Origin of the sequence: Enterobacter cloacae complex sp. ECL352 (genome assembly GCF_020149545.1) — a bacterium.
GTDB lineage: Bacteria > Pseudomonadota > Gammaproteobacteria > Enterobacterales > Enterobacteriaceae > Enterobacter > Enterobacter asburiae_B.
Genome location: NZ_CP083709.1, coordinates 300424 through 324229, shown reverse-complemented (window position 1 = coordinate 324229; position 23806 = coordinate 300424). Strand labels below are relative to the sequence as shown.

Annotated in this window: 15 protein-coding genes; 12 read left to right on the top strand and 3 right to left on the bottom strand. The window is 60.6% G+C overall.

The genetic code is table 11. The features are described 5' to 3' along the window. Nucleotides 1-227 precede the first annotated feature (227 nt). The 6 genes from LBF07_RS01505 to LBF07_RS01480 are packed head-to-tail and all read left to right on the top strand — an operon-like array spanning nucleotide 228 to nucleotide 11130. Nucleotides 228-1475 (top strand): CmpA/NrtA family ABC transporter substrate-binding protein, encoded by a 1248-nt coding sequence (locus LBF07_RS01505; RefSeq protein ID WP_058841344.1) that lies wholly within the window; start codon nucleotides 228-230, stop codon nucleotides 1473-1475. A gap of 2 nt (nucleotides 1476-1477) precedes the next feature. Continuing rightward, nucleotides 1478-2356 carry a nitrate ABC transporter permease gene (gene ntrB, locus LBF07_RS01500; RefSeq protein ID WP_094934677.1) on the top strand — a complete coding sequence of 293 codons (879 nt, stop codon included), beginning with the start codon at nucleotides 1478-1480 and terminating at the stop codon, nucleotides 2354-2356. Nucleotides 2357-2365: 9 nt separating this feature from the next. Further along, nucleotides 2366-3154, top strand: coding sequence for an ABC transporter ATP-binding protein (locus tag LBF07_RS01495; protein ID WP_032656677.1), 789 nt, complete (start codon nucleotides 2366-2368; stop codon nucleotides 3152-3154). 13 nt (nucleotides 3155-3167) lie between these two features. Continuing rightward, nucleotides 3168-7154: a nitrite reductase large subunit NirB gene (gene nirB, locus LBF07_RS01490; RefSeq protein WP_094934676.1), complete on the top strand. Its 3987-nt coding sequence runs from the start codon at nucleotides 3168-3170 to the stop codon at nucleotides 7152-7154. Continuing rightward, on the top strand, nucleotides 7151-9676 hold the full coding sequence (locus LBF07_RS01485; protein ID WP_094934675.1) for a nitrate reductase: 2526 nt from the start codon (nucleotides 7151-7153) through the stop codon (nucleotides 9674-9676). The genes nirB and LBF07_RS01485 overlap by 4 nt, the downstream gene beginning before the upstream one ends. 47 nt (nucleotides 9677-9723) lie before the next feature. After that, on the top strand, nucleotides 9724-11130 hold the full coding sequence (locus LBF07_RS01480) for a YchO/YchP family invasin (RefSeq protein ID WP_206461994.1): 1407 nt from the start codon (nucleotides 9724-9726) through the stop codon (nucleotides 11128-11130). Between the two features lie 3 nt (nucleotides 11131-11133). On the opposite strand, the gene narL is transcribed toward LBF07_RS01480, so the two are convergent. Both narL and narX read right to left on the bottom strand, forming a co-directional pair. Further along, complete coding sequence (narL, locus tag LBF07_RS01475; protein ID WP_008499531.1) at nucleotides 11134-11784, bottom strand: two-component system response regulator NarL; 651 nt, start codon at nucleotides 11782-11784, stop codon at nucleotides 11134-11136. Then, nucleotides 11777-13573, bottom strand: a complete 1797-nt coding sequence (gene narX / locus LBF07_RS01470; RefSeq protein ID WP_033145766.1) for a nitrate/nitrite two-component system sensor histidine kinase NarX — start codon at nucleotides 13571-13573, stop codon at nucleotides 11777-11779. Before narX ends, narL begins: the two co-directional genes overlap by 8 nt. 309 nt (nucleotides 13574-13882) lie before the next feature. On the opposite strand from narX, the gene LBF07_RS01465 reads away from it, so the two are divergent. The 5 genes from LBF07_RS01465 to narI all read left to right on the top strand — a co-directional run bounded on the left by LBF07_RS01465 (nucleotide 13883) and on the right by narI (nucleotide 22320). Beyond that, entirely contained in the window at nucleotides 13883-15280 is a 1398-nt protein-coding gene (locus tag LBF07_RS01465) for a NarK family nitrate/nitrite MFS transporter (RefSeq protein WP_206461993.1), read from the top strand. A gap of 380 nt (nucleotides 15281-15660) precedes the next feature. Further along, nucleotides 15661-19404, top strand: coding sequence for a nitrate reductase subunit alpha (locus LBF07_RS01460; RefSeq protein WP_094934673.1), 3744 nt, complete (start codon nucleotides 15661-15663; stop codon nucleotides 19402-19404). Next, on the top strand, nucleotides 19401-20936 hold the full coding sequence (gene narH, locus LBF07_RS01455) for a nitrate reductase subunit beta (RefSeq protein WP_023312109.1): 1536 nt from the start codon (nucleotides 19401-19403) through the stop codon (nucleotides 20934-20936). Before LBF07_RS01460 ends, narH begins: the two co-directional genes overlap by 4 nt. After that, nucleotides 20933-21643 (top strand): nitrate reductase molybdenum cofactor assembly chaperone, encoded by a 711-nt coding sequence (gene narJ / locus LBF07_RS01450; RefSeq protein WP_094934672.1) that lies wholly within the window; start codon nucleotides 20933-20935, stop codon nucleotides 21641-21643. The genes narH and narJ overlap by 4 nt, the downstream gene beginning before the upstream one ends. After that, a complete protein-coding gene (narI, locus tag LBF07_RS01445) occupies nucleotides 21643-22320 on the top strand; it encodes a respiratory nitrate reductase subunit gamma (RefSeq protein WP_023312107.1) in 678 nt (225 codons plus the stop codon). The genes narJ and narI overlap by 1 nt, the downstream gene beginning before the upstream one ends. On the opposite strand, the gene LBF07_RS01440 is transcribed toward narI, so the two are convergent. After that, nucleotides 22317-23213, bottom strand: coding sequence for a DMT family transporter (locus tag LBF07_RS01440; RefSeq protein WP_069302958.1), 897 nt, complete (start codon nucleotides 23211-23213; stop codon nucleotides 22317-22319). The genes narI and LBF07_RS01440 overlap by 4 nt on opposite strands. A 108-nt stretch (nucleotides 23214-23321) precedes the next feature. On the opposite strand from LBF07_RS01440, the gene LBF07_RS01435 reads away from it, so the two are divergent. Further along, nucleotides 23322-23765, top strand: coding sequence for an Lrp/AsnC family transcriptional regulator (locus LBF07_RS01435; RefSeq protein ID WP_063429616.1), 444 nt, complete (start codon nucleotides 23322-23324; stop codon nucleotides 23763-23765). The last annotated feature ends 41 nt before the right edge of the window (nucleotides 23766-23806 follow it).

Genomic DNA, 23806 nt, shown 5'->3' with positions numbered 1-23806 from the left:
CTGCACGGTCAGCGGGCATTTTTTGCCTGATTAAGGTGCGTGCAGGCGAGGGGAGTTCGGTTAGCGCCCTGGAAACTGCGGGTTAAAACCTGGCATTCACTTTGCATTATCGGATTAACCATTTTTGACGATGCGCCAACGGCGGCGCATGCGTCTTCGGGATAAAGGCGTCCACTGGTGCTTCGGCATCGTGGGCGCTTTTTTTTGGTTTTTTTTCAGGAGTGGTCATGGCGGATTTGTCGAGACGGCGTTTTTTGCAGGCCAGCGTGCTGGCGAGTGGCGCAATGCTGTTACCGGGTATCATGCAGGCCGCATGGGCGGCAGGCTCGGATAAACCGGAGCAGGAAACGGTGCGCATCGGGTTTATCCCGCTGACCGACTGCGCCCCGGTGGTTATCGCGGCGCTGAAAGGCTTTGATAAAAAATACGGTATTACCATCGTGCCCACCAAAGAGGCGAGCTGGGCGGCGGTGCGCGACAAGCTAGTGGCGGGCGAACTCGATGCCGCGCACATTCTCTACGGCCTGCTGTACGGCCTGGAGCTGGGCATCGCCGGCAAGCCGCAGCAGATGGCGAACCTAATGACGCTCAATCAGAACGGCCAGGCGATTACGCTTTCCAGCGATCTGGCGGAGAAGGGCGTACGAGACCTTGACGGGCTGAAAAAGCTCATTGGGCAGCAGGCGCCCGGCACCTACACCTTCGCGCACACCTTCCCGACCGGGACGCACGCCATGTGGCTCTACTACTGGCTGGCCAGCGCGGGCATTAACCCCTTTGACGACGTGCGCACGGTGGTGGTGCCGCCGCCGCAGATGGTGATGAACATGCGCATTGGCAACATGGTCGGCTTTTGCGTCGGCGAGCCGTGGAACGCCCGGGCCATCAACGACCGCATCGGTTTTACCGCCGCCACGTCGCAGTCTATCTGGGCCGATCATCCGGAAAAAATCCTCGGTACGCGCCGCGACTGGGTGGAGAAAAACCCGCACACCGCGCGGGCGCTGGTGAGCGCGGTACTGGAGGCGGCGCGCTGGATCGAAGCCTCCCCGGAAAACAAACGCGAGACCGCGCAGATCCTCTCCCGCCGGGCGTGGCTCAACTGCAAAGAACAGTATCTCACCGGACGCATGCTCGGCGAGTACGACAACGGCCTGGGCCAGCGCTGGCAGGACGCGCACCCGATCCGCTTCTTCAACGAGGGGGCCGTCAGCTACCCGTATCTCTCCGACGGCATGTGGTTCTTAACCCAGTTCCGCCGCTGGGGCTTGCTCAAATCCGCGCCGGACTACGCGGGCATCGCGCAGCGCATTAACCAGACCGCGGTCTGGCAGGATGCCGCCACGGCGGTGGGGGGCATCAGCACACCGACTTCACCATTACGCAGCAGCACATTGATGGACGGCACCGTCTGGAACGGTACCGATCCGGAAGGATACGCCAGCCGTTTCGCCATTCACCGTAAAGGGGCCTGATTATGCAGCATCTGCAAAAGACGAATTCACACGAGACGCCGGAGAGTGGGGAGGTGATTGTCCTGCCTCCGGTGCAGGTTCGCCGCCGTACACCGACGTTTGCGCGTCGGATTAACGCGATCCTCCAGCGCATCATCCCGGCGTTACTCGGTCTGGGACTGCTGGTGGTGCTCTGGCAGCTGGCGGCGATTAACAGCAAAGGTTTCCCGACGCCGCTCAGCACGCTCGATTCCGCCATCACCCTGTTTGCCGATCCGTTCTATCGCGACGGGCCTAACGATATGGGCATCGGCTGGAACGTGCTCGCCTCATTACAGCGCGTGGCGGTGGGCTTTGGCCTGGCCGCGCTCACCGGGATCCCGCTCGGCTTCCTGATTGGTCGCTTCACCTTTTTCTCTCGCATGTTCGGCCCGCTGATCTCGCTGTTACGCCCGGTTAGCCCGCTGGCCTGGCTGCCCATCGGCCTGCTGCTGTTCCAGAAAGCGGAGCCCGCGTCGAGCTGGACCATTTTCATCTGCTCCATCTGGCCGATGGTGATCAACACCGCCGAAGGCGTACGCCGCATTCCGCAGGACTACCTCAACGTGGCCCGGGTGCTGCAGCTTTCCGAGTGGACCATCATGCGCCGCATTCTCTTCCCGGCGGTGCTGCCCGCGGTGCTGACCGGGGTGCGTCTCTCCATCGGCATCGCCTGGCTGGTGATCGTCGCCGCCGAGATGCTCACCGGAGGTTTAGGGATCGGCTTCTGGATCTGGAACGAGTGGAACAACCTCAACGTTGAAAACATTCTCATCGCCATCGTCATCATTGGCGTGGTCGGGCTGCTGCTGGAGCAGGGGCTGATGCTGATCGCCCGTCGCTTTAGCTGGCAGGAAAAATAAGGAGCGAACATGAAACCATTAATTCAGGTCCAGGCCGTGAGCCAGCGTTTTTCCACCGCCAGCGGCGAGTTTGTGGCGCTGCAAAACGTCTCTTTTGATATCCACGAGGGCGAAACCGTCAGCCTGATCGGGCACTCCGGCTGCGGCAAATCGACGCTGCTGAACCTCATCGCCGGTATTACCCTGCCGACGGAAGGCGGGCTGATCTGCGACAACCGTGAAATCGCCGGGCCGGGTCCGGAACGTGCGGTGGTCTTCCAGAACCATTCGCTGCTGCCGTGGCTCACCTGCTTCGACAACGTGGCCCTGGCGGTCGATCACGTGTTTCGCCACAGCATGAGCAAGGCGGAGCGCAGGGAGTGGATCGAGCACAACCTCGACCGCGTGCAGATGGGGCACGCCCTGCACAAACGACCGGGGGAGATCTCCGGCGGCATGAAGCAGCGCGTCGGTATTGCCCGCGCGCTGGCGATGAAGCCGAAAGTCCTGCTGATGGATGAACCCTTCGGCGCCCTCGATGCGCTGACGCGCGCGCATCTGCAGGACTCGGTGATGCAGATCCAGCAGGCGCTGAACACCACCATCGTGCTCATTACCCACGACGTGGACGAGGCGGTGCTGCTCTCCGATCGCGTGCTGATGATGACCAACGGCCCGGCGGCCACCGTCGGGGAGATCCTGCGCGTGGACCTGCCGCGCCCGCGCAACCGGGTGCAGCTGGCCGACGACAGCCGCTATCACCACATGCGCCAGCAGATCCTCCATTTCCTCTATGAAAAGCAGCCGAAAGCGGCGTAACGAGGGGGCTTTGATGCGACTGGTCATTATCGGAAATGGCATGGCGGCCACGCGGCTGATTGCCTCGCTCACCGGGCGTGCTGCCGGTCGTTTCGCTATCACCGTCATCGGTGACGAGCCGGAGCATGCCTATAACCGCATCCAGCTTTCGCCGGTGCTGGGCGGTGAAAAGCAGGCTGCAGACATCTGTCTGCAGGATGACGACTGGTACCAGTCGCGCTGCGTGACGGTGCTGCGGGGCGAAAAGGCGATCGCCGTGAACGTGGACGCGCGGGAAGTGCAAACCACCGCCCGCACGCTGGGCTGGGATGCGCTGGTGTTTGCCACCGGATCAACGCCCTTTATTCCGCCAATCCCCGGCTGCGATGCGCCGCATGTGTTCACGTTCCGCACCCTGGAGGATACGCGGGCCATTCGGACGATCGCCGGTCCGGCGGTGGTGCTGGGCGGCGGCGTGCTCGGGGTTGAGACGGCGGCAGCGCTGGCACGCTCAGGTGACAACGTCACGCTGGTTCATCGCGGCCCGTGGCTGATGGAGCAGCAGCTGGATCGGCAGGCGGGAATGCTGCTGGAAGAGGCGCTGGCGGCGCGGGGCGTGCGCTGTGAGCTCGCCTCGGGCATCGCAGCGGTGGGCGGAAATAGCGTGACGCTGCTCAACGGGCGCCGCGTCGCCGCCTCACGCGTGGTGCTGGCGACCGGCGTGCAGCCCAGCGTCGCGCTGGCGCAGGCCAGCGGCATTCGCTGCGTGCGCGGCATCGTGGTGGATCACCAGATGCAAACCTCCGAACCGAACGTCTACGCCATCGGCGAGTGCTGCGAAATTGACGGGCAGACGTTTGGCCTGGTCGCCCCCTGCCTGGCGCAGGCGGAAATCCTGGCCGCGCGGCTGGCCGGGGACGCTACCGCGCCGTTTACCCTGACCGACAGCGGGATGCGTCTCAAGGTGACGGGCGTGGAGCTGTTCAGCCTCGGCCGTGCGGCGGAGCAGGAGGGCGACGTGGTCTGGAGCGCATGGGATCCGCTGACCCGTCACTATCGTCGTTTATTGATCCATCAGGGGGCGCTGGCTGGCGCGCTGCTGATGGGCGACTGCCGCAGCGCGGCAACGTTTACCGATTTACTGGCAACGGCCACGCCCGCCCACGCGGACTGGCTGTTCGATCGTTTCACTACGCAACCGCAGGTTGCAGGACAGAATGCTATGACAAAACCTACTCTGGTGGTGGTTGGGCACGGTATGGTCGGCCATCATTTCCTCGAAGACTGCGTTAAGCGCAATCTGCATCAGCAGTATCAGATCGTCGTCTTTGGCGAGGAGCGCTATGCCGCCTACGACCGCGTGCATTTGTCGGAATATTTTGGCGGCCGCAGCGCGGCGTCGCTCTCGCTGGTGGAGGGGGATTTCTTTGCCGACAGCGGCATTGAGCTGCGCCTGTCGCAGCAGATCGTCGGCATCGACCGCGACGCGCGCGTGGTGCGTACCGCCAGCGGGCATGAGACCCACTGGGACAAGCTGGTGCTGGCGACCGGCTCATACCCGTTCGTTCCGCCCGTGCCGGGCAACGATTTGCCGGGCTGTTTTGTCTACCGCACCCTTGACGACCTGGACAACATTGCTGCACATGCGGCTGGCTCGCGCCGCGGCGTGGTGATTGGCGGCGGCCTGCTCGGACTGGAGGCGGCGAATGCCCTGAAGCAGCTCGGGCTGGAAACCCACGTGGTGGAGTTTGCGCCCAACCTGATGGCGGTCCAGCTCGACAACGACGGCGCAGCGATGCTGCGCAAGAAAATCGAGGCGCTGGGCGTCGGCGTTCACACCAGTAAAGCCACGACGGAGATCGCCACCGCGGACGGCGGGCTGGTGCTGCGCTTTGCCGATGGCGAACAGCTGGAAACGGACATGGTGGTCTTTTCGGCGGGCATCCGTCCGCAGGACGCACTGGCGCGCAGCAGCGGGCTGGCTATCGGCGAACGCGGCGGGATCTGCATTGACGACGGCTGCCAGACCTCCGATCCGGACGTGCTGGCCATCGGCGAATGCGCCCTGTGGGAGGGGAAAATCTTCGGTCTGGTCGCGCCCGGCTATCAGATGGCGCGCGTGGCCGCCGCCGCGCTGGCGGGAGAGGATAAAACCTTCACCGGCGCGGATATGAGCACTAAGCTCAAGCTGCTCGGCGTGGACGTGGCCTCGTTCGGCGACGCCCACGGGCGCACCCCGGGGGCGCTGAGCTACCAGTGGACGCACGGCCCACAGCAAATCTACAAGAAAATCGTGGTCAGCCACGACGGCAAAACGCTGCTCGGCGGCGTGCTGGTGGGCGATGCCAGCGAATACGCCACGCTGGTGCAGATGATGCTTAACGGCATCAGCCTGCCGAAAGAGCCGGAAACGCTCATTTTACCCGCGTCGTCAGGCAGCGCGCCAAAAGCGCTCGGCGTGGCGGCGCTGCCGGAAAGCGCGCAGATCTGTTCGTGTCATAACGTCAGTAAAGGCGATATTTGCCGGGCGGTGAGCGCGGGCGCGGCGGATATCGGCGCCGTTAAGCAGTGCACCAAAGCGGCGACCGGCTGCGGCGGATGTAGTGCACTGGTGAAGCAGGTGATGGAGTTCCAGCTGGCGGAGCAGGGCGTGGAGGTGAAAAAGGACATCTGCGAGCACTTCCCGTACTCGCGCCAGGAGATTTACCACCTCGTGCGCGTCAACCATATCCGCACCTTTGACCAGCTTATCAGCCGCTACGGACAGGGGCACGGATGCGAGATCTGCAAGCCGCTGGTGGGATCGGTGCTCGCCTCCTGCTGGAACGAGTATCTGCTGAAACCGGCGCACCTGCCGCTGCAGGATACCAACGACCGCTACTTCGCCAACATCCAGAAGGACGGCACATACTCCATCGTGCCGCGCATGCCCGCAGGGGAAGTGACCGCCGACGGGCTGATTGCCATCGGGCAGATTGCGAAACGCTACAGCCTGTACAGCAAAATCACCGGCGGACAGCGTATCGATCTTTTCGGCGCCACCCTGGAACAGCTGCCGGCGATCTGGCAGGCGCTGGTGGAAGCTGGGTTTGAAACCGGACACGCCTACGGTAAATCCCTGCGCACGGTGAAATCCTGCGTCGGCTCGACCTGGTGCCGCTACGGCGTGCAGGACTCCACCGGCCTCGCGGTCCGGCTGGAGCACCGCTACAAGGGCCTGCGCGCGCCGCACAAAATCAAAATGGCGGTCTCAGGCTGCACCCGCGAGTGCGCGGAGGCGCAGAGCAAAGACGTAGGGGTGATTGCCACCGATAAGGGCTGGAACCTCTATCTGTGCGGCAACGGCGGGATGAAGCCGCGCCACGCGGATCTCTTCGCCAGCGATCTGGACGACGAAACGCTGATCCGCACCGTCGACCGTTTCCTGATGTTTTACATCCGCACGGCGGATCGCCTGCAGCGCACCAGCACCTGGATGGACAACCTGGAAGGCGGCCTCGACTATCTGCGGGAGGTGATCATCACCGACAGCCTCGGCATCGCCCACGAGCTGGAGCAGGAGATGGCCCGGGTGGTGGAAGCCTACCAGTGCGAATGGCAAACCACGCTCAGTGATCCCAGCCGCCTGGCGCTGTTCCGCACGACGGTGAACGAGACTGCGCCGGATGAAAGCAAGCGCTGGCAGGAAATTTGCGGCATCGACGATATCCCCGAGCAGGCGGGCATCGGCGCGCGGCTTGGACGTAAGCCGATTGCGCTGTTCCGCTTTGGCAAAACCGTTTACGCCCTCGACGATCGGGAGCCGGGCGGCGATGCGAACGTGCTTTCACGCGGCATTCTTGGCGATGCGGCGGGCGAGCCGGTAGTAATTTCACCGCTCTACAAGCAGCGCATTCGCCTGCGCGACGGCTGTCAGGTGGAGAGCGGCGAACCCGCGGTGCGCGCCTGGCCGGTGAAAATTGAAAACGGCAAGGTGTGGGTTGGCAGCGACGCCCTGGTAATGCGTGCGGAGGCCTCATGACGGAAACCCGGACAACGTGCCCCTACTGCGGGGTGGGCTGCGGCGTGATCGTCCGCGTGCAAGGTGAAGCGGTCAGCGTTCGGGGAGATGAAACCCATCCTGCGAACCTGGGGCGCCTGTGCGTGAAAGGATCGGCTCTGGGGGAGACCACGGGCTTACAGGGGCGGCTTTTGCGCCCGGTCGTTGACGGCCTTGAGGTGGACTGGGCGCAGGCGCTGAGCGCGGCAGGAGAGCGCCTGCGGGAGATTATCGATAAATGGGGGCCGCAGGCGGTGGCGTTTTACGCCTCCGGCCAGCTGTTGACCGAGGATTACTATGCCGCCAACAAGCTGATGAAAGGATTTATCGGCGCGGCAAACATCGATACCAACTCCCGGCTCTGCATGTCCTCGGCGGTGGTGGGCTACAAGCGCGCCTTTGGCGAAGACGTGGTGCCGTGCGGCTACGAGGATGTGGAAAACAGCGATCTGGTGGTGCTGGCTGGCTCGAACGCTGCCTGGACGCATCCGGTGCTCTACCAGCGGCTGGTGCAGGCGAAGCACGACAACCCGCGGATGAAGGTGGTGGTGATCGATCCCCGCAGAACCGCCACCTGTGATATTGCCGATCTGCATCTGGCGCTCGCCCCCGGCAGCGACGCCGGGCTGTTTGTCGGTCTGCTTAATGTGATTCAGGGAACGGATGAGTGGCCCGTTGAGCGCGTGGCGGCGTTTTGCGGCCTCTCGCCGCAGGATATAGGCACCTTTTATGACTGGTTTATGACGGCGCCCCGGGCCATCACGCTCTACACCATGGGGATCAACCAGTCCGCCAGCGGCAGCGACAAGTGTAACGCCATCATTAACGTTCATCTTGCCAGCGGGAAGTTCAACCGTCCGGGCTGCGGCCCGTTTTCGCTGACCGGACAGCCAAACGCGATGGGGGGAAGGGAAGTGGGCGGGCTGGCGAACCAGCTGGCGGCGCACATGAACTTTGAGCCGGACGATCTCTCGCGGGTGGCGCGTTTCTGGGGAACGGAACGGCTGGCGCAAACCCCGGGCCTGATGGCGGTGGAGCTGTTTGACGCCATTGCCCGCGGCGAGGTGAAGGCGGTGTGGATCATGGGCACTAACCCCGCCGTGTCGCTTCCGGACAGCCACGCGGTGTGTCAGGCGCTGGCGAACTGCCCGCTGGTGATGATCTCTGAGGTGATGAAGGATACCGATACCAGCCGGTTCGCCCATATCCGTTTTCCGGCGCTGGGCTGGGGGGAGAAGGACGGGACGGTGACAAACTCGGAACGCCGCATTTCGCGCCAGCGCGCGTTTCTGCCCGCGCCGGGCGAGGCGAAGCCGGACTGGTGGATCGTCGCGCAGATGGCGAAACGGCTGGGCTACGGCGAGGCCTTTGCCTGGCAACATCCGCAAGAGATTTTTTGCGAACATGCGGCGCTGACGGCCTTTGAAAATGACGGCGCGCGGGCATTGAGTCTTCATGAACTGGCTGCGCTAACCCGCGAGGAGTGGGATCAGCTTGAGCCTTATCAGTGGCCGACGGGGAGTTTTCCGCGCCGAAACATCGTTCCCGTTAACCCTCTGTCGCACGGCGCGACGGTCAGCGCGTTATACCCGCTGATTCTCAACTCGGGGCGCATCCGCGATCAGTGGCATACCATGACCCGAACGGGATACGTGGCGAGGCTGATGCAGCATATCGCCGAACCGTTTGTTGAGGTTGGCCCGGCAGACGCCGTTCGGTTTTCCCTGTGCGACGGCCAACTGGCGCGCATCAGCTCGCCGCGCGGCGTGATGGTGGCAAGAGTGCGAATCAGCGACGGGATACGGGAAGGCGAGGCGTTTGCCCCGATGCACTGGAACGCCGGGTTTGCCCGCCAGGGAAAGGTGAATGCGCTGGTGGAAGGGCGCTGCGATCCGGTTTCGGGCCAGCCGGAGAGTAAACAAACCGCCGTCAGGATCCTGCCCTGGCAGCCCGTCTGGCAGGGGGAACTCTATGCCCGGGAATGGCCGGAAATGCCCTCTTCGGCTTACTGGTGGCGTAAAGCCTCACGCCTGACGGTGGCGGGCGATCAACCGCTGCTGCCGTGGGTAATGGAATACGCCAGCGCTCGTGGCTGGCAGCTGCAGGTTGCGCAAACCGGCGAACGCAGCAGCGTGCTGGCCTGGCATGAAGGCCAGCTGATGCTGGGCTTCTGGGAGGGCACCGCGTTACCGGCGCTGGCGCATGCGGTGATTGAAGCCGCTTTTCAATCCCCACCCGTGCTTCTCGCAGAACGCCACGCCTTGTTGAACGGGCAGAGCGTCGGGGAGGCGGCGGATCCGGGACGCATCATCTGCAGCTGTTTCAGCGTCGGGGAGAATGCGATACGGGAGGCGATCGTCGGCGGGTGTGATTCCGTCACCGCGCTGGGGGCGACGCTGCGCTGCGGTACGAACTGTGGCTCCTGCGTGCCGGAGCTGAAAGGGCTGTTTCAGGATAATCCTGAAATGTCCGCCAGAACTGCATTTCAAGGCTTATCGCGTTAACATAATAGGAGTTTATTCATAAACACAGGTTCTTATTTACGACGTTGATGGCTGTATCGTCCCGCATTCGTTTGCTGTTATTACTCTCCCTTGTTACGGTCGGAGCCGTTCACGGTGCGCCGAATTCCTTTATCCAGCAGGCGCAAAATCCCTTTGATAATAACGGGGATAGTTTGCCCGACCTCGGCATGGCGGCGCCAACGGGCGAGGGGGAAAAACACCTGGCCGAAATGGCGAAAGCCTTCGGTGAAGCCAGCATGACCGACAACGGCCTGACAACGGGCGAGCAGGCGCGTCAGTTTGCGTTTGGCCAGGTGCGCGACGCGGTGAGCGGCGAAGTGAACCAGCAGATTGAATCCTGGCTTTTGCCCTGGGGGAACGCCAGCGTGAACTTGCTGGTGGATAACGACGGCAAATTTAACGGCAGCAGCGGGAGCTGGTTTATCCCCTGGAACGATAATAACCGTTACCTGAGCTGGAGCCAGCTTGGCCTGACCCAGCAGGCGGATGGCCTGGTCAGTAACGCCGGAATAGGCCAGCGCTGGGTCGCCGGGAAATGGCTGCTGGGTTACAACACATTTTACGATAACCTGCTGGACGAAAACCTGCAGCGTGCCGGGCTGGGCGCGGAAGCGTGGGGGGAAAATCTGCGCCTGTCAGCCAACTATTATCAGCCCTTTGCTGGCTGGCGCGATCGCTCTGACGTCCAGGAGCAGCGCATGGCGCGCGGCTATGACGTCACCGCTAAAGCCTGGCTGCCGTGGTTCCATCATCTCAATACCAGCGTGAGCTTCGAGCAATACTTCGGCGATAACGTCGACCTCTTCAACAGCGGAACCGGCTATCACAATCCCGTAGCGGTGAATCTGGGGCTTAACTATACCCCCGTTCCGCTGGTCACCCTGACCGCCGCGCACAAGCAGGGCGAAAGTGGCGCGAGCCAGAATAACCTCGGGCTGAAGCTCAACTATCGCTTTGGCGTGCCGCTGGTGAAGCAGCTTTCCGCCGGTGAAGTCGCCGCCACGCGCTCCCTGCGCGGAAGCCGCTACGACTCGCCGGAGCGCAATAGCCTGCCGGTGATGGAGTTCCGCCAACGTAAAACGCTGTCCGTCTGGCTGGCGACGCCGCCGTGGGATCTGAAAGGGGGCGAGACCGTTATGCTGAAGCTTCAGGTTCGCAGCGCGCACGGCATTCGTGAGATCCACTGGCAGGGGGATACGCAGGCGCTGAGCCTGACGTCGCCGTCCAAAAGCAACAGCAGCGACGGCTGGAGTGTAATTATGCCTGCCTGGGATGACAGTGAAGGGGCGACAAACCGCTGGCACCTGTCGGCGGTGGTGGAAGATGAGAAAGGCCAGCGCGTCTCGTCCAATGAGATCGTGCTGACCGTCGTGCAGCCGCTGGTCGCATTGCCGGACAACGACCCGCGCTGGAAGCTTCTGCCGGAGGAGTAATCCTTAAAAAATGCGTTCCTGATGCACCCACACCGCGGCTTCAACGCGGGATTTGAGCTTCATTTTCTTCAGCATATGCTTCACGTGCACCTTGACCGTGCTTTCGGTGATGTCCAGGCGGCGGGCGATCATTTTGTTCGGCAGCCCCTGGGCAATGAGTTTGAGAATATCGCGCTCGCGCGGGGTTAACTGGCTGACGTCACGGTCAGAGGTGGCGCGATTGGCGCGCAGGCTGGCAGCCAGCACCGGCGTTAAGGCTTCGCTGAGAACCATCTCGCCCGCCGCGGCCTGCTGCAGCGCCTTAAGCAAGTCTTCCGGCTCCATATCCTTGAGCAGATAACCATCCGCCCCGCGCTTCAGCGCCGTGACCACATCCTCTTCATGGTTCGACACGCTAAAGACGACGATGCGCCCGGAAAGCGATTTTTCCCGCAGCTTGTCGAGGGTTTCCAGACCGTTCATGCCGGGCATATTCAGATCGAGCAGGATCAGATCGGGATCGAGGGATTCGGCAAGCTCAATGCCCTGTTCACCGTTGCTGGCTTCGCCAACCACGGTGATATCGGGCGCCATGCTGACCAGCTGTTTCACGCCAGTACGCAGCATCGGATGGTCGTCGATCAACAGGATGGATGCCGGTTCCTGATTAGTCATGGGTTTCTCCTTGAGCAGTTGTAAGCGGTTTCTCGGGAATAAAGGTGACCACGACTTCCGTGCCACCCGTCTCTCTCCGGCGAACCTGGCAATCACCGCGCAGGCTTTGGGCGCGGTCTCGCATAATAATTAAACCATAGTGGTTAGTGCGTTCGGCATTTTCCGGCACGCCGCGGCCGTTGTCGTGAACCGTGAGCTTCACCTGATTGCTGTGCTGGCTGACGGTGACCGTTACCGCCGTCGCGCCGGAATGCTTGAGCACGTTGCTCAGTGCTTCACGGGCGATTTGCAGTACATGTATGGCCTGGTGGGAGGGGACAAACCGCGGCGGCAGCTGGTAGTCCAGCTTCACCGGGAACCCCAGCCGGGCGCTAAATTCGTGACAGCTGGCCTCCAGCGCCGGACGCAGGCCCGGCTCGGTCAGCTGCAGACGGAAGGTAGTCAGCAGCTCGCGAAGCTGTATCCAGGAGGTGTTCAGCTCGTTGCGGATCTGGCTGAGCAGCTGCTTGTTGCTTTCGGGCATCTCCGCATCCTGCATCTGCAGGCAGCTCACCTGCATTTTCATACAGGAAAGCGACTGGGCGATAGAGTCGTGAAGCTCGCGGGCGATGGTCGCGCGCTCTTCCATGACGATCAGCTGCTGCTGCTTTTCCTGATGCCTGTCGAGCGCCAGCGTGGCCGTTAGCTGTTCGACCAGCGTATCGACCAGCTGCTGCTGGTCGTGGCTCAGGTGACGCCCGGCTGGCAGCGTTGCCAGCAGAATACCGTACTGGGTGTGGCTGTCGGTCAGGCGCCACTTCAGGGTGGTGCCGCCGGACGTCAGCGGCGGCAGGCCGCGAGGGCAAAGATGGCAGCCTTTGTCATCGCAGGACATATCCGACTGACAGGTAAATTCCTGATGGTTATCTTCGTCTTCCACGTCGTAGACGCGCAGCTCAAGGTCGTGAAGGAGGGTCAGATTTTGCAGGCCGTTCAGCACCGGCGAGAGGCGTTCGCATAGCGGTACCTGCATGTGCAGGCGACGGTTGGCCTGCCACAGGAAGGAGAGGATCTCGTTTTTCTGCTCCAGTCCGGCCGTTTTTTCCTGAACGCGCTGTTCCAGCACCGCGTAGCTCTCGGAGAGCTCTGCCGACATGGTGTTGAGCGCCTGGCCGAGCATGGCCATCTCGTTGCGCCCGCTGATGTGCGTGCGCTGGGTAAAATCGCGTGCGGTCACCGCGCGGGCCATTGCCAGCAGCTGTTTCCACGGGTTCAGCAGCCGCGCGCGGAGCCAGACGATGGTGAAGATCAGCAGCAGCCCCATAAACAGCGCCATGGCGCGGTGCACCATCACCACCCGGTCGATGCGTAATTCGGTGGTTTGGTCGAAAGAGGAGACCAGCGCATCAATGCGTGAGACGAACCCGGCCACGTCCTGCGCAACGGTTTCGGTGCTGCGCGCCTGTTTCAGCCCGGGCTCCAGCTGGGTGTGCCAGTAGCCCTGAAGGGCTTTAAGCTGATATTGCTGACCGGCGCGGATGGCGGCGTTTTCCAGTTCGGGGCTGAAGACCGTGCGCTCCATTTCATCAATCAGGGGCCGATCGTCCTGCGTCAGGGGAACCGACGCCAGCAGGCGATAACTCTGCATGCGTAGCGAGCCTGCCTCGTTGATGGCATGCGCATTACCCTGTACGCCCTGTACCAGCCAGCCGGAGATCGCCATGCCGGTCACGCCGATGGCGGTGGACAGCAAAACAATCAGAGCGAGCTGATTCACGAGCGTCAGCGGAGATAAACATCTTTTTAACATAGAGGTGGCGTGCTCCTGACGTGGCCTGCTTGCAGGAATGGCGCTATTCTGGTGCATACCCTGGAGTATACCCATACCAATAAAGGATTACCCCTAAATTGCCAACGGAGTAGGGGGAAGGAGGTGGGGGTAGTCTGGAACCGTCAGTGCCGTGAAAAACCACGTCTTTTTTACCGAATTAGCCTACTCACTAAGGGTGAGGCCTTATTTTACGCCGCAAATCCTCCCACTTTTCCTTTGATTTATATCAACTTACCGCCGCCCTAAAACCCTAATGTTTGCAGCATCATTCGAGAATCAGAGGTGTCTATGAGTCACTCATCCGCTCCCGAAAGGGAAAATGGTGCCGTTATTACAGACTGGCGTCCAGAGGATCCGGCGTTCTGGCAACAGCGCGGCCATCGTGTAGCCAGCCGGAATCTGTGGATTTCCGTGCCGTGTTTGTTATTAGCGTTTTGCGTATGGATGTTGTTTAGCGCGGTGGCGGTCAACCTGCCCAAAGTCGGGTTTACGTTTACGACCGATCAGCTGTTTATGCTGACCGCGCTGCCGTCGCTGTCAGGCGCGCTGCTGCGTGTGCCTTACGCGTTTATGGTGCCGGTGTTTGGCGGTCGTCGCTGGACGGCGTTCAGTACGGGCATCATGATCGTCCCCTGCGTCTGGCTCGGCTTCGCGGTGCAGGATACCTCTACGCCGTTCAGCGTGTTCGTGATTATTTCCCTGCTGTGCGGTTTTGCGGGTGCGAACTTCGCCTCCAGCATGGCGAACATCAGCTTCTTCTTCCCGAAAGCGAAGCAGGGCGGTGCGCTGGGCATTAACGGCGGCCTGGGGAATATGGGCGTCAGCGTGATGCAGCTGATTGCCCCGCTGGCGATCTCTGTTTCTATTTTCGCGGCCTTTGGCGGCGGTGGCGTTGAGCAGGCGGATGGTTCTTCCCTCTATCTGCAGAACGCCGCGTGGATCTGGGTGCCTTTCCTGGTGGTCTTCACCCTCGCAGCCTGGTTCTTTATGAATGACCTGTCCGCGTCGAAGGCGTCGCTGAGCGAACAGCTGCCGGTGCTGAAGCGTGGACACCTCTGGGTGATGGCGCTGCTGTATCTGGCCACCTTCGGTTCGTTTATCGGCTTCTCTGCGGGCTTCGCGATGCTGTCGAAAACGCAGTTCCCGGAGATTCAGATCCTGCACTTTGCCTTCTTCGGACCGTTTATCGGTGCCCTGGCGCGTTCGCTGGGCGGCATGGTCTCTGACCGTCTCGGCGGTACCCGCGTGACGCTGGTGAACTTCGTCGTGATGGCGGTCTTCTGCGCGCTGCTGTTCCTCACTCTACCCGTCGACGGGCAGGGCGGTAACTTCATCGCCTTCTTCGGCGTGTTTATGGTGCTGTTCCTGACGGCCGGGCTGGGGAGCGCGTCTACCTTCCAGATGATCTCCGTGATCTTCCGTAAGCTGACGATGGATCGGGTGAAGGCGCAGGGCGGGAGCGAAGAGCAGGCCATGCGCGAAGCGGCGACGGATACGGCTGCGGCGCTGGGCTTTATCTCTGCCATCGGCGCGATTGGCGGCTTCTTTATCCCGAAAGCGTTCGGTATCTCTCTGGACCTGACCGGCTCTCCGGTCGGTGCCATGAAAGTCTTCCTCGTCTTCTATATCGCCTGCGTTGTGATTACGTGGCTGGTATATGGCCGAAATACCAAGAAAAATAAGTAAGTGTGATTATCCGTTTACGCGGCCTTCGGGCCGCGTTTTTTTTGCCAGCATAATAGTTACAACATACTTACGGCTTTTACGGCAGACGCCTGCGGTGACACTGTGATCGCCATCGCTTCGCAGGTGGCTCTACCCCTTAATACCTGAGATGTTAAATGTTGACTGGCTTTTTGTACGATAAAATAAAAATAACTCTATATTTCATGATGATATGAAATTTTTGAAGATACCGCTTTGGTGGTATTTGGTGTAACCCCTCGCCTGAAAGTCCCTCCTCGTCTTGATCGTTATCAATTCTCCCCCTCTTTCAGGGCGTTACCTTCGCTGCAAATCAGCAATGTCGATTTAGAGAGCCACAGGCTCCACACAGGAGATACCCGATGAGCAAATTTTTGGACCGGTTTCGCTACTTCAAACAGAAGGGTGAAACTTTTGCCGATGGGCACGGCCAGGTTCTGGATACCAACCGGGACTGGGAAGACGGTTACCGCCAGCGCTGGCAGCATGACAAAGTCGTCCGTTCGACCCACGGCGTGAACTGTACCGGCTCATGCAGCTGGAAGATTTTCGTTAAAAACGGTCTGGTGACCTGGGAAATGCAGCAGACCGACTATCCGCGCACCCGCCCGGATATGCCAAACCACGAACCGCGCGGCTGCCCGCGCGGTGCCAGCTACTCCTGGTATCTCTACAGCGCCAACCGTCTGAAATATCCGCTGATGCGCAAGCGCCTGATGAAAATGTGGCGTGAGGCGAAAGTACAGCACAGCGATCCGGTGGATGCCTGGGCGTCCATCATCGAAGACGCTGACAAAGCAAAAAGCTTCAAGCAGGCTCGCGGTCGCGGCGGTTTCGTTCGCTCCTCATGGAAAGAGGTAAACGAGCTGATTGCCGCCTCCAACGTCTACACCGTTAAAACCTACGGTCCTGACCGCGTGGCGGGCTTCTCGCCAATTCCGGCGATGTCGATGGTCTCTTACGCCTCCGGCGCGCGCTATCTGTCGCTGATCGGCGGTACCTGCCTGAGCTTCTACGACTGGTACTGCGACCTGCCGCCTGCGTCTCCGCAGACCTGGGGCGAGCAGACCGACGTGCCGGAGTCCGCGGACTGGTACAACTCCAGCTACATCATCGCCTGGGGCTCTAACGTTCCTCAGACCCGTACGCCGGACGCGCACTTCTTTACCGAAGTCCGTTACAAAGGCACCAAAACCGTGGCGGTTACCCCTGACTACGCGGAAATCGCCAAACTTTGCGATCTGTGGCTGGCGCCGAAACAGGGTACCGACGCGGCGATGGCGATGGCGATGGGCCACGTCATGCTGCGTGAATTCCATCTTGATAAGCCAAGCCAGTACTTCACCGACTACGTTCGCCGCTACACCGACATGCCGATGCTGGTCATGCTGGAAGAGCGTGAGGGCTATTATGCCGCTGGCCGCACGCTGCGCGCCGCCGATCTGGTGGATTCGCTGGGCCAGGAAAACAACCCTGAGTGGAAAACCGTTGCGTATAACAGCAACGGCGAGCTGGTGGCGCCAAACGGCTCAATCGGCTTCCGCTGGGGCGAGAAGGGCAAGTGGAACCTTGAGCAACGCAACGGTACGACCGGTGAAGAGACGGAGCTGCGCCTGAGCATGCTGGGCAGCCAGGACGAGATCGCTGAAGTCGGGTTCCCGTACTTCGGCGGTGAAGGTTCAGAGCACTTCAACAAGGTTGAACTGAAAAACGTTCTGATGCACAAACTGCCGGTTAAGCGCCTGCAGCTGGCCGACGGTTCTACCGCGCTGGTCACCACCGTTTATGACCTGACCATGGCGAACTACGGTCTGGAGCGCGGTCTGGGCGATGAAAACTGCGCAACCGGCTATGACGACATGAAGGCCTACACCCCGGCCTGGGCGGAACAGATTACCGGCGTGCCTCGCGCGCACATTACCCGTATCGCACGTGAGTTTGCAGAAAACGCGGACAAAACGCACGGCCGTTCGATGATCATCGTCGGCGCGGGTCTGAACCACTGGTATCACCTCGATATGAACTATCGCGGTCTGATCAACATGCTGATCTTCTGCGGCTGCGTCGGTCAGAGCGGCGGCGGCTGGGCACACTACGTCGGCCAGGAAAAACTGCGTCCGCAGACCGGCTGGCAGCCGCTGGCGTTTGCCCTCGACTGGCAGCGTCCGGCACGCCATATGAACAGCACCTCCTACTTCTATAACCACTCCAGCCAGTGGCGCTACGAGACGGTCACCGCGCAGGAGCTGCTGTCGCCGATGGCGGATAAATCCCGCTACAGCGGCCACCTGATTGACTTCAACGTGCGTGCTGAACGCATGGGCTGGCTGCCGTCGGCGCCGCAGCTGGGCACTAACCCGCTGCGCATTGCGGAAGCGGCGAAGAAGGCGGGCATGTCACCGGTGGATTACACCGTGAAATCCCTGAAGGATGGCTCAATCCGCTTCGCGGCGGAACAGCCGGAGAACGGTAAAAACCACCCGCGCAACCTGTTCATCTGGCGCTCCAACCTGCTGGGCTCGTCCGGTAAAGGCCACGAGTACATGCTGAAATACCTGCTCGGTACCGAAAACGGTATTCAGGGGAAAGATCTCGGCAAGCAGGGCGGCGTCAAGCCGGAAGAGGTGGAGTGGAAAGATAATGGCCTCGACGGCAAACTGGATCTGGTGGTGACGCTTGACTTCCGTCTGTCCAGCACCTGCCTGTACTCCGACATCGTGCTGCCAACCGCGACCTGGTACGAAAAAGACGACATGAATACCTCGGATATGCATCCGTTTATTCATCCGCTGTCTGCGGCCGTTGACCCGGCGTGGGAATCGAAAAGCGACTGGGATATCTACAAAGACATCGCCAAGAAATTCTCCGAAGTCTGCGTTGGGCACCTCGGCAAAGAGACCGACGTGGTGACGCTGCCAATCCAGCACGACTCCGCCGCCGAACTGGCGCAGCCGCTGGACGTGAAGGACTGGAAAAAAGGCGAATGCGACCTGATCCCGGGCGTGACCGCGCCGCACATTATTCCGGTTGAGCGCGACTATCCGGCAACCTACGAGCGCTTTACCTCTATCGGCCCGCTGATGGAGAAAATCGGTAACGGCGGGAAGGGGATCGCCTGGAATACCCAGAGCGAAATGGATCTGCTGCGCAAGCTCAACTACACCAAAGCGGACGGCCCGGCGAAAGGCCAGCCTATGCTGAACACGGCGATTGATGCGGCAGAGATGATCCTGACCCTGGCCCCGGAAACCAACGGCCACGTTGCCGTCAAAGCCTGGGCGGCGCTGAGCGAGTTCACCGGTCGCGACCATACGCACCTGGCGACGAATAAAGAGGAAGAGAAAATCCGCTTCCGCGATATTCAGGCGCAGCCGCGCAAGATTATCTCCAGCCCGACCTGGTCTGGCCTGGAAGATGAGCACGTGTCCTATAACGCGGGCTACACCAACGTTCACGAGCTGATCCCATGGCGCACCCTGTCAGGCCGTCAGTCGCTGTATCAGGATCACCAGTGGATGCGCGACTTCGGTGAAAGCCTGCTGGTCTACCGTCCGCCAATCGACACCCGCTCCGTGAAAGCGGTGATGGGCGCGAAATCGAACGGTAACCCTGAGAAGGCGCTGAACTTCCTGACGCCGCACCAGAAGTGGGGTATCCACTCCACCTACAGCGACAACCTGCTGATGCTGACCCTGTCGCGCGGCGGTCCGATTGTCTGGATGAGCGAAACGGACGCCAAAGATCTGGGTATCGAAGATAACGACTGGATCGAAGTGTTCAACAGCAACGGTGCCCTGACGGCGCGTGCGGTGGTGAGCCAGCGCGTACCGGCCGGGATGACCATGATGTACCACGCGCAGGAACGTATCGTTAACCTGCCGGGGTCAGAAATTACCGAGCAGCGCGGCGGGATCCACAACTCCGTGACCCGTATTACGCCGAAGCCGACCCACATGATCGGTGGCTATGCGCAGTTGGCCTACGGCTTTAACTACTACGGCACCGTAGGATCGAACCGCGATGAGTTCGTGGTGGTACGTAAGATGAAGAATATTAACTGGTTAGACGGCGAAGGTAATGACCAGGTACAGGAGAGCGTAAAATGAAAATTCGTTCACAAGTCGGCATGGTGCTGAATCTGGATAAATGCATCGGCTGTCATACCTGCTCGGTCACCTGTAAAAACGTCTGGACCAGCCGTGAAGGTATGGAGTACGCCTGGTTCAACAACGTGGAAAGCAAGCCGGGCACCGGCTTCCCGACCGACTGGGAAAACCAGGAGAAGTGGAAGGGCGGCTGGATCCGTAAAATCAACGGCAAGCTGCAGCCGCGCATGGGTAACCGCGCGATGCTGCTGGGTAAAATCTTCGCTAACCCGCACCTGCCGGGCATCGACGATTACTACGAGCCGTTTGACTACGACTACCAGAACCTGCACAACGCGCCGGAAAGCAAGCACCAGCCGATCGCCCGTCCGCGCTCGCTGATCACCGGTCAGCGCATGGACAAGATCACCAGCGGTCCAAACTGGGAGGAGATTCTGGGCGGCGAGTTCGAGAAGCGCGCCAAAGACCAGAACTTCGAGAACATGCAGAAGGCGATGTACGGCCAGTTCGAAAATACCTTCATGATGTATCTGCCGCGCCTGTGCGAGCACTGCCTCAACCCGGCGTGCGTGGCGACCTGCCCGAGCGGCGCTATCTACAAGCGTGAAGAAGATGGCATCGTGCTGATCGACCAGGACAAGTGCCGCGGCTGGCGTATGTGCATCACCGGCTGCCCGTACAAAAAAATCTACTTCAACTGGAAGAGCGGTAAATCTGAGAAGTGCATCTTCTGCTATCCGCGTATCGAAGCCGGAATGCCGACCGTCTGCTCAGAAAGCTGCGTAGGCCGTATTCGCTACCTCGGCGTGCTGCTGTATGACGCGGACGCGATTGAAAATGCCGCGAGCACCGAGCACGAGAAAGATCTGTATCAGCGTCAGCTGGACGTCTTCCTCGATCCGAACGATCCGAAGGTGATTGAGCAGGCGCTGAAGGACGGCGTGCCGCAGAGCGTGATTGACGCGGCGCAGCAGTCACCGGTGTACAAAATGGCAATGGACTGGAAGCTCGCGCTGCCGCTGCACCCGGAATACCGCACCCTGCCGATGGTCTGGTACGTGCCGCCGCTGTCGCCGATTCAGTCCGCGGCTGACGCGGGCGAACTGGGCAGTAACGGCATCCTGCCGGACGTAGAAAGCCTGCGTATTCCGGTTCAGTACCTGGCGAACCTGTTGACCGCCGGGGATACCCAGCCGGTTCTGCTCGCGCTGAAGCGTATGCTGGCGATGCGTCACTTCAAACGCGCGGAAACCGTAGACGGTGTGACCGATACCCGCGCGCTGGAAGAAGTCGGTCTGACCGAAGCGCAGGCGCAGGAGATGTACCGCTATCTGGCGATTGCCAACTACGAAGACCGTTTCGTGGTGCCGAGCAGCCACCGCGAGCTGGCGCGTGAAGCCTTCCCGGAAAAAAATGGCTGTGGCTTTACCTTTGGCGACGGTTGCCACGGGTCAGACAGCAAATTCAACCTGTTCAACAGCCGCCGCATCGATGCCATGGATGTGACCAGCAAAACGGAGCCGCACCAATGATTGAACTCGTCATTGTTTCGCGTCTGCTCGAGTACCCGGATGCTGCGCTTGCGCAGCATCAGCAGGAACTCTTTGATGCACTCGCGTCATCTGAAAACCTGGATAAAGACGATGCCCAGACGCTGGGTGTTTTCCTCCGCGATCTGCTGGCGCGCGACCTTCTGGATGCCCAGTCGGACTACAGCCAGCTGTTTGACCGTGGTCGTGCGACCTCGCTGCTGCTGTTTGAACACGTTCACGGTGAGTCCCGTGACCGCGGTCAGGCGATGGTGGACCTGATGGCCCAGTACGAACAGCACGGCCTGCAGCTCGACAGCCGCGAGCTGCCGGATCATCTCCCGCTGTATCTGGAGTACCTGGCGCAGCTGCCGAAAGAGGAGGCGCTGGGCGGTCTGCAGGATATCGCGCCGATCCTGGCGCTGCTCGGCGCGCGTCTTCAGCAGCGCGAGAGCCGCTATGCTGTTCTGTTCGATCTGCTGGTGAAGCTGGCCAACGCCTCGGTCGACAGTGAAAAAGTGGCGGAGAAAATTGCGGATGAAGCCCGCGACGATACCCCACAGGCGCTGGATGCCGTCTGGGAAGAAGAGCAGGTGAAATTCTTTGCTGACCAGAACTGCGGCGAGTCTGAAATCTCCGCTCACCAGCGTCGCTTTGCCGGCGCGGTTGCCCCGCAATATTTGAATATCTCTAACGGAGGACGGCACTAATGCACTTCCTGAATATGTTCTTCTTTGACATTTACCCGTATATCGCGGGCACCGTGTTCCTGGTGGGAAGCTGGCTGCGTTACGACTACGGCCAGTACACCTGGCGTGCCGCCTCCAGCCAGATGCTGGATCGTAAAGGGATGCATGTGGGCTCTAACCTGTTTCACATCGGTATTCTGGGGATTTTTGCCGGTCACTTCCTGGGGATGCTGACGCCGCACTGGATGTATGAAGCGTGGCTACCGATCGAGGTGAAGCAGAAGATGGCGATGATCGCCGGCGGTGCCTGCGGCGTGATGACTCTGGTGGGGGGCCTGCTGCTGCTGAAACGTCGTCTGTTCAGCCCGCGCGTGCGTGCGACCACGACCGCAGCGGATATTCTGATCCTCTCCCTGCTGATGGTGCAGTGCGCGCTGGGCCTGCTGACCATTCCGTTCTCGGCGCAGCATATGGACGGGAGCGAAATGATGAAGCTCGTCGGCTGGGCGCAGTCCGTGGTGACCTTCCACGGCGGAGCCTCCGCGCACCTGGACGGCGTAGCGTTTATCTTCCGCGTTCACCTGGTGCTGGGGATGACGCTGTTTGTGCTGTTCCCGTTCTCACGTCTGGTGCATATCTGGAGCGCGCCGGTGGAGTACCTGACGCGCAAATACCAGATTGTGCGTGCCCGTCGCTAATTCGCCGTTTTGATACCAACCCCGCATTCGCGGGGTTTTTTTTCGCCCCAGCCCAGGTTATTGCCCGCGGCAGCAAACAGGATCAGCGCGCCGCCCGCCAGCTGCGTCAGGTTCAGCGAGTGTCCGAACACCAGATTATCGACAACGATCGCCACCACCGGATAGATAAACGACAGGGAGCCGGTAATGGGCGTAGGCAGCTTCTGGATCGCGCTGTAGAGCAGCTGGTACATAATGCCGGTATGGACGATGCCCAGCGTCAGCAGGATCGGCCAGGGAAAATCACCGGAAAATGACGGCATGCTGGCAAACGGCAAAAGCATCACGACGCCCGTCAGCACCTGGATAAAGGCAATATGCTGCGGCGCAACGGATCTGAGCTTGCGGGCAATAATGGCCGTGACCGCATAGAAGAAAGCCGCGGCCATCGCCAGGCCGATTCCGGCGAGCCATTCACTGCCGTGCGCGCCGGTCAGCTCGCTGGAGAGCAAGATCACCACGCCGCCGAAGGCGAGGAACAGCCAGCCCCATTTCACCAGGCTAACGCGCTCACCTAAAAACATCCCCATTAAGACCAGCATAAACGGCTGGGTGTTATAGACCACGGTAGAAAGACCAATCGAGATCCGTTCATAGGCCGCGAAGAGCAGCAGCCAGTTCACCACGAGCGCTACGCCGCCGAGAATGGCCAGCAGCAGCGTGGTGCGGGTGAGGGGACTGAAGGGCTTTTGACTTGCCCGGATAAAAATAAAAAGCGCTATTGCCCCGATAAGACAGCGCCAGAACACCACTTCCGTCACCGGCAGACCGCTGAGTAATACAAACGCACCGATAGAGCCGGAAATTAACATCGCCAGGCTCATTTGCCAGACGCCTTTATGGAAATCACGCATCATCCACCTCCTGATTGTATGTCACTATTGTCGAAAATCGCTGTCGGGTTTTACAGGGATGAGATAAGGTGAAATGCAGTGATGGCTTTTTAAAATTAGGTGAAAACGATGGAATACCTTCTCGATGATATCGACCGTCAAATTTTAGCCTGTCTGGTCGAAGATGCGCGCATGTCTTTGAAGGTGCTCAGCGGACGCATCGGTCTGACTTCCCCCAGCACGGCAGAACGCCTGAAGAGGCTGGAAGAGCGCGGTGTGATTCAGGGGTATGGCGCACGGGTGAATCTGGCGGCGCTGGGGTATACGCTGCAGGCGCTGGTGCGCGTGCGTCCTTTGCCGGGGTTGTTGCATAAGGTGGATAAATACATTCAGGCGATGCCGGAGTGTATAGAGAGCGACAAAGTCACCGGGGAAGATTGCTTTGTGATTAGGCTGGTGGTGCGATCGATAGAGCAGCTGGATGTGCTGCTGGACGGCCTGGCGGAGCATGCCCAGTGCAATACGTCGATTGTGAAGAGTTCGCCGGTGACGCGTCGTTTGCCGCCGATGTAGGCTTCTGGCTTCTGTCGCCAGGTGGCGGCTGCGCCTGCGAA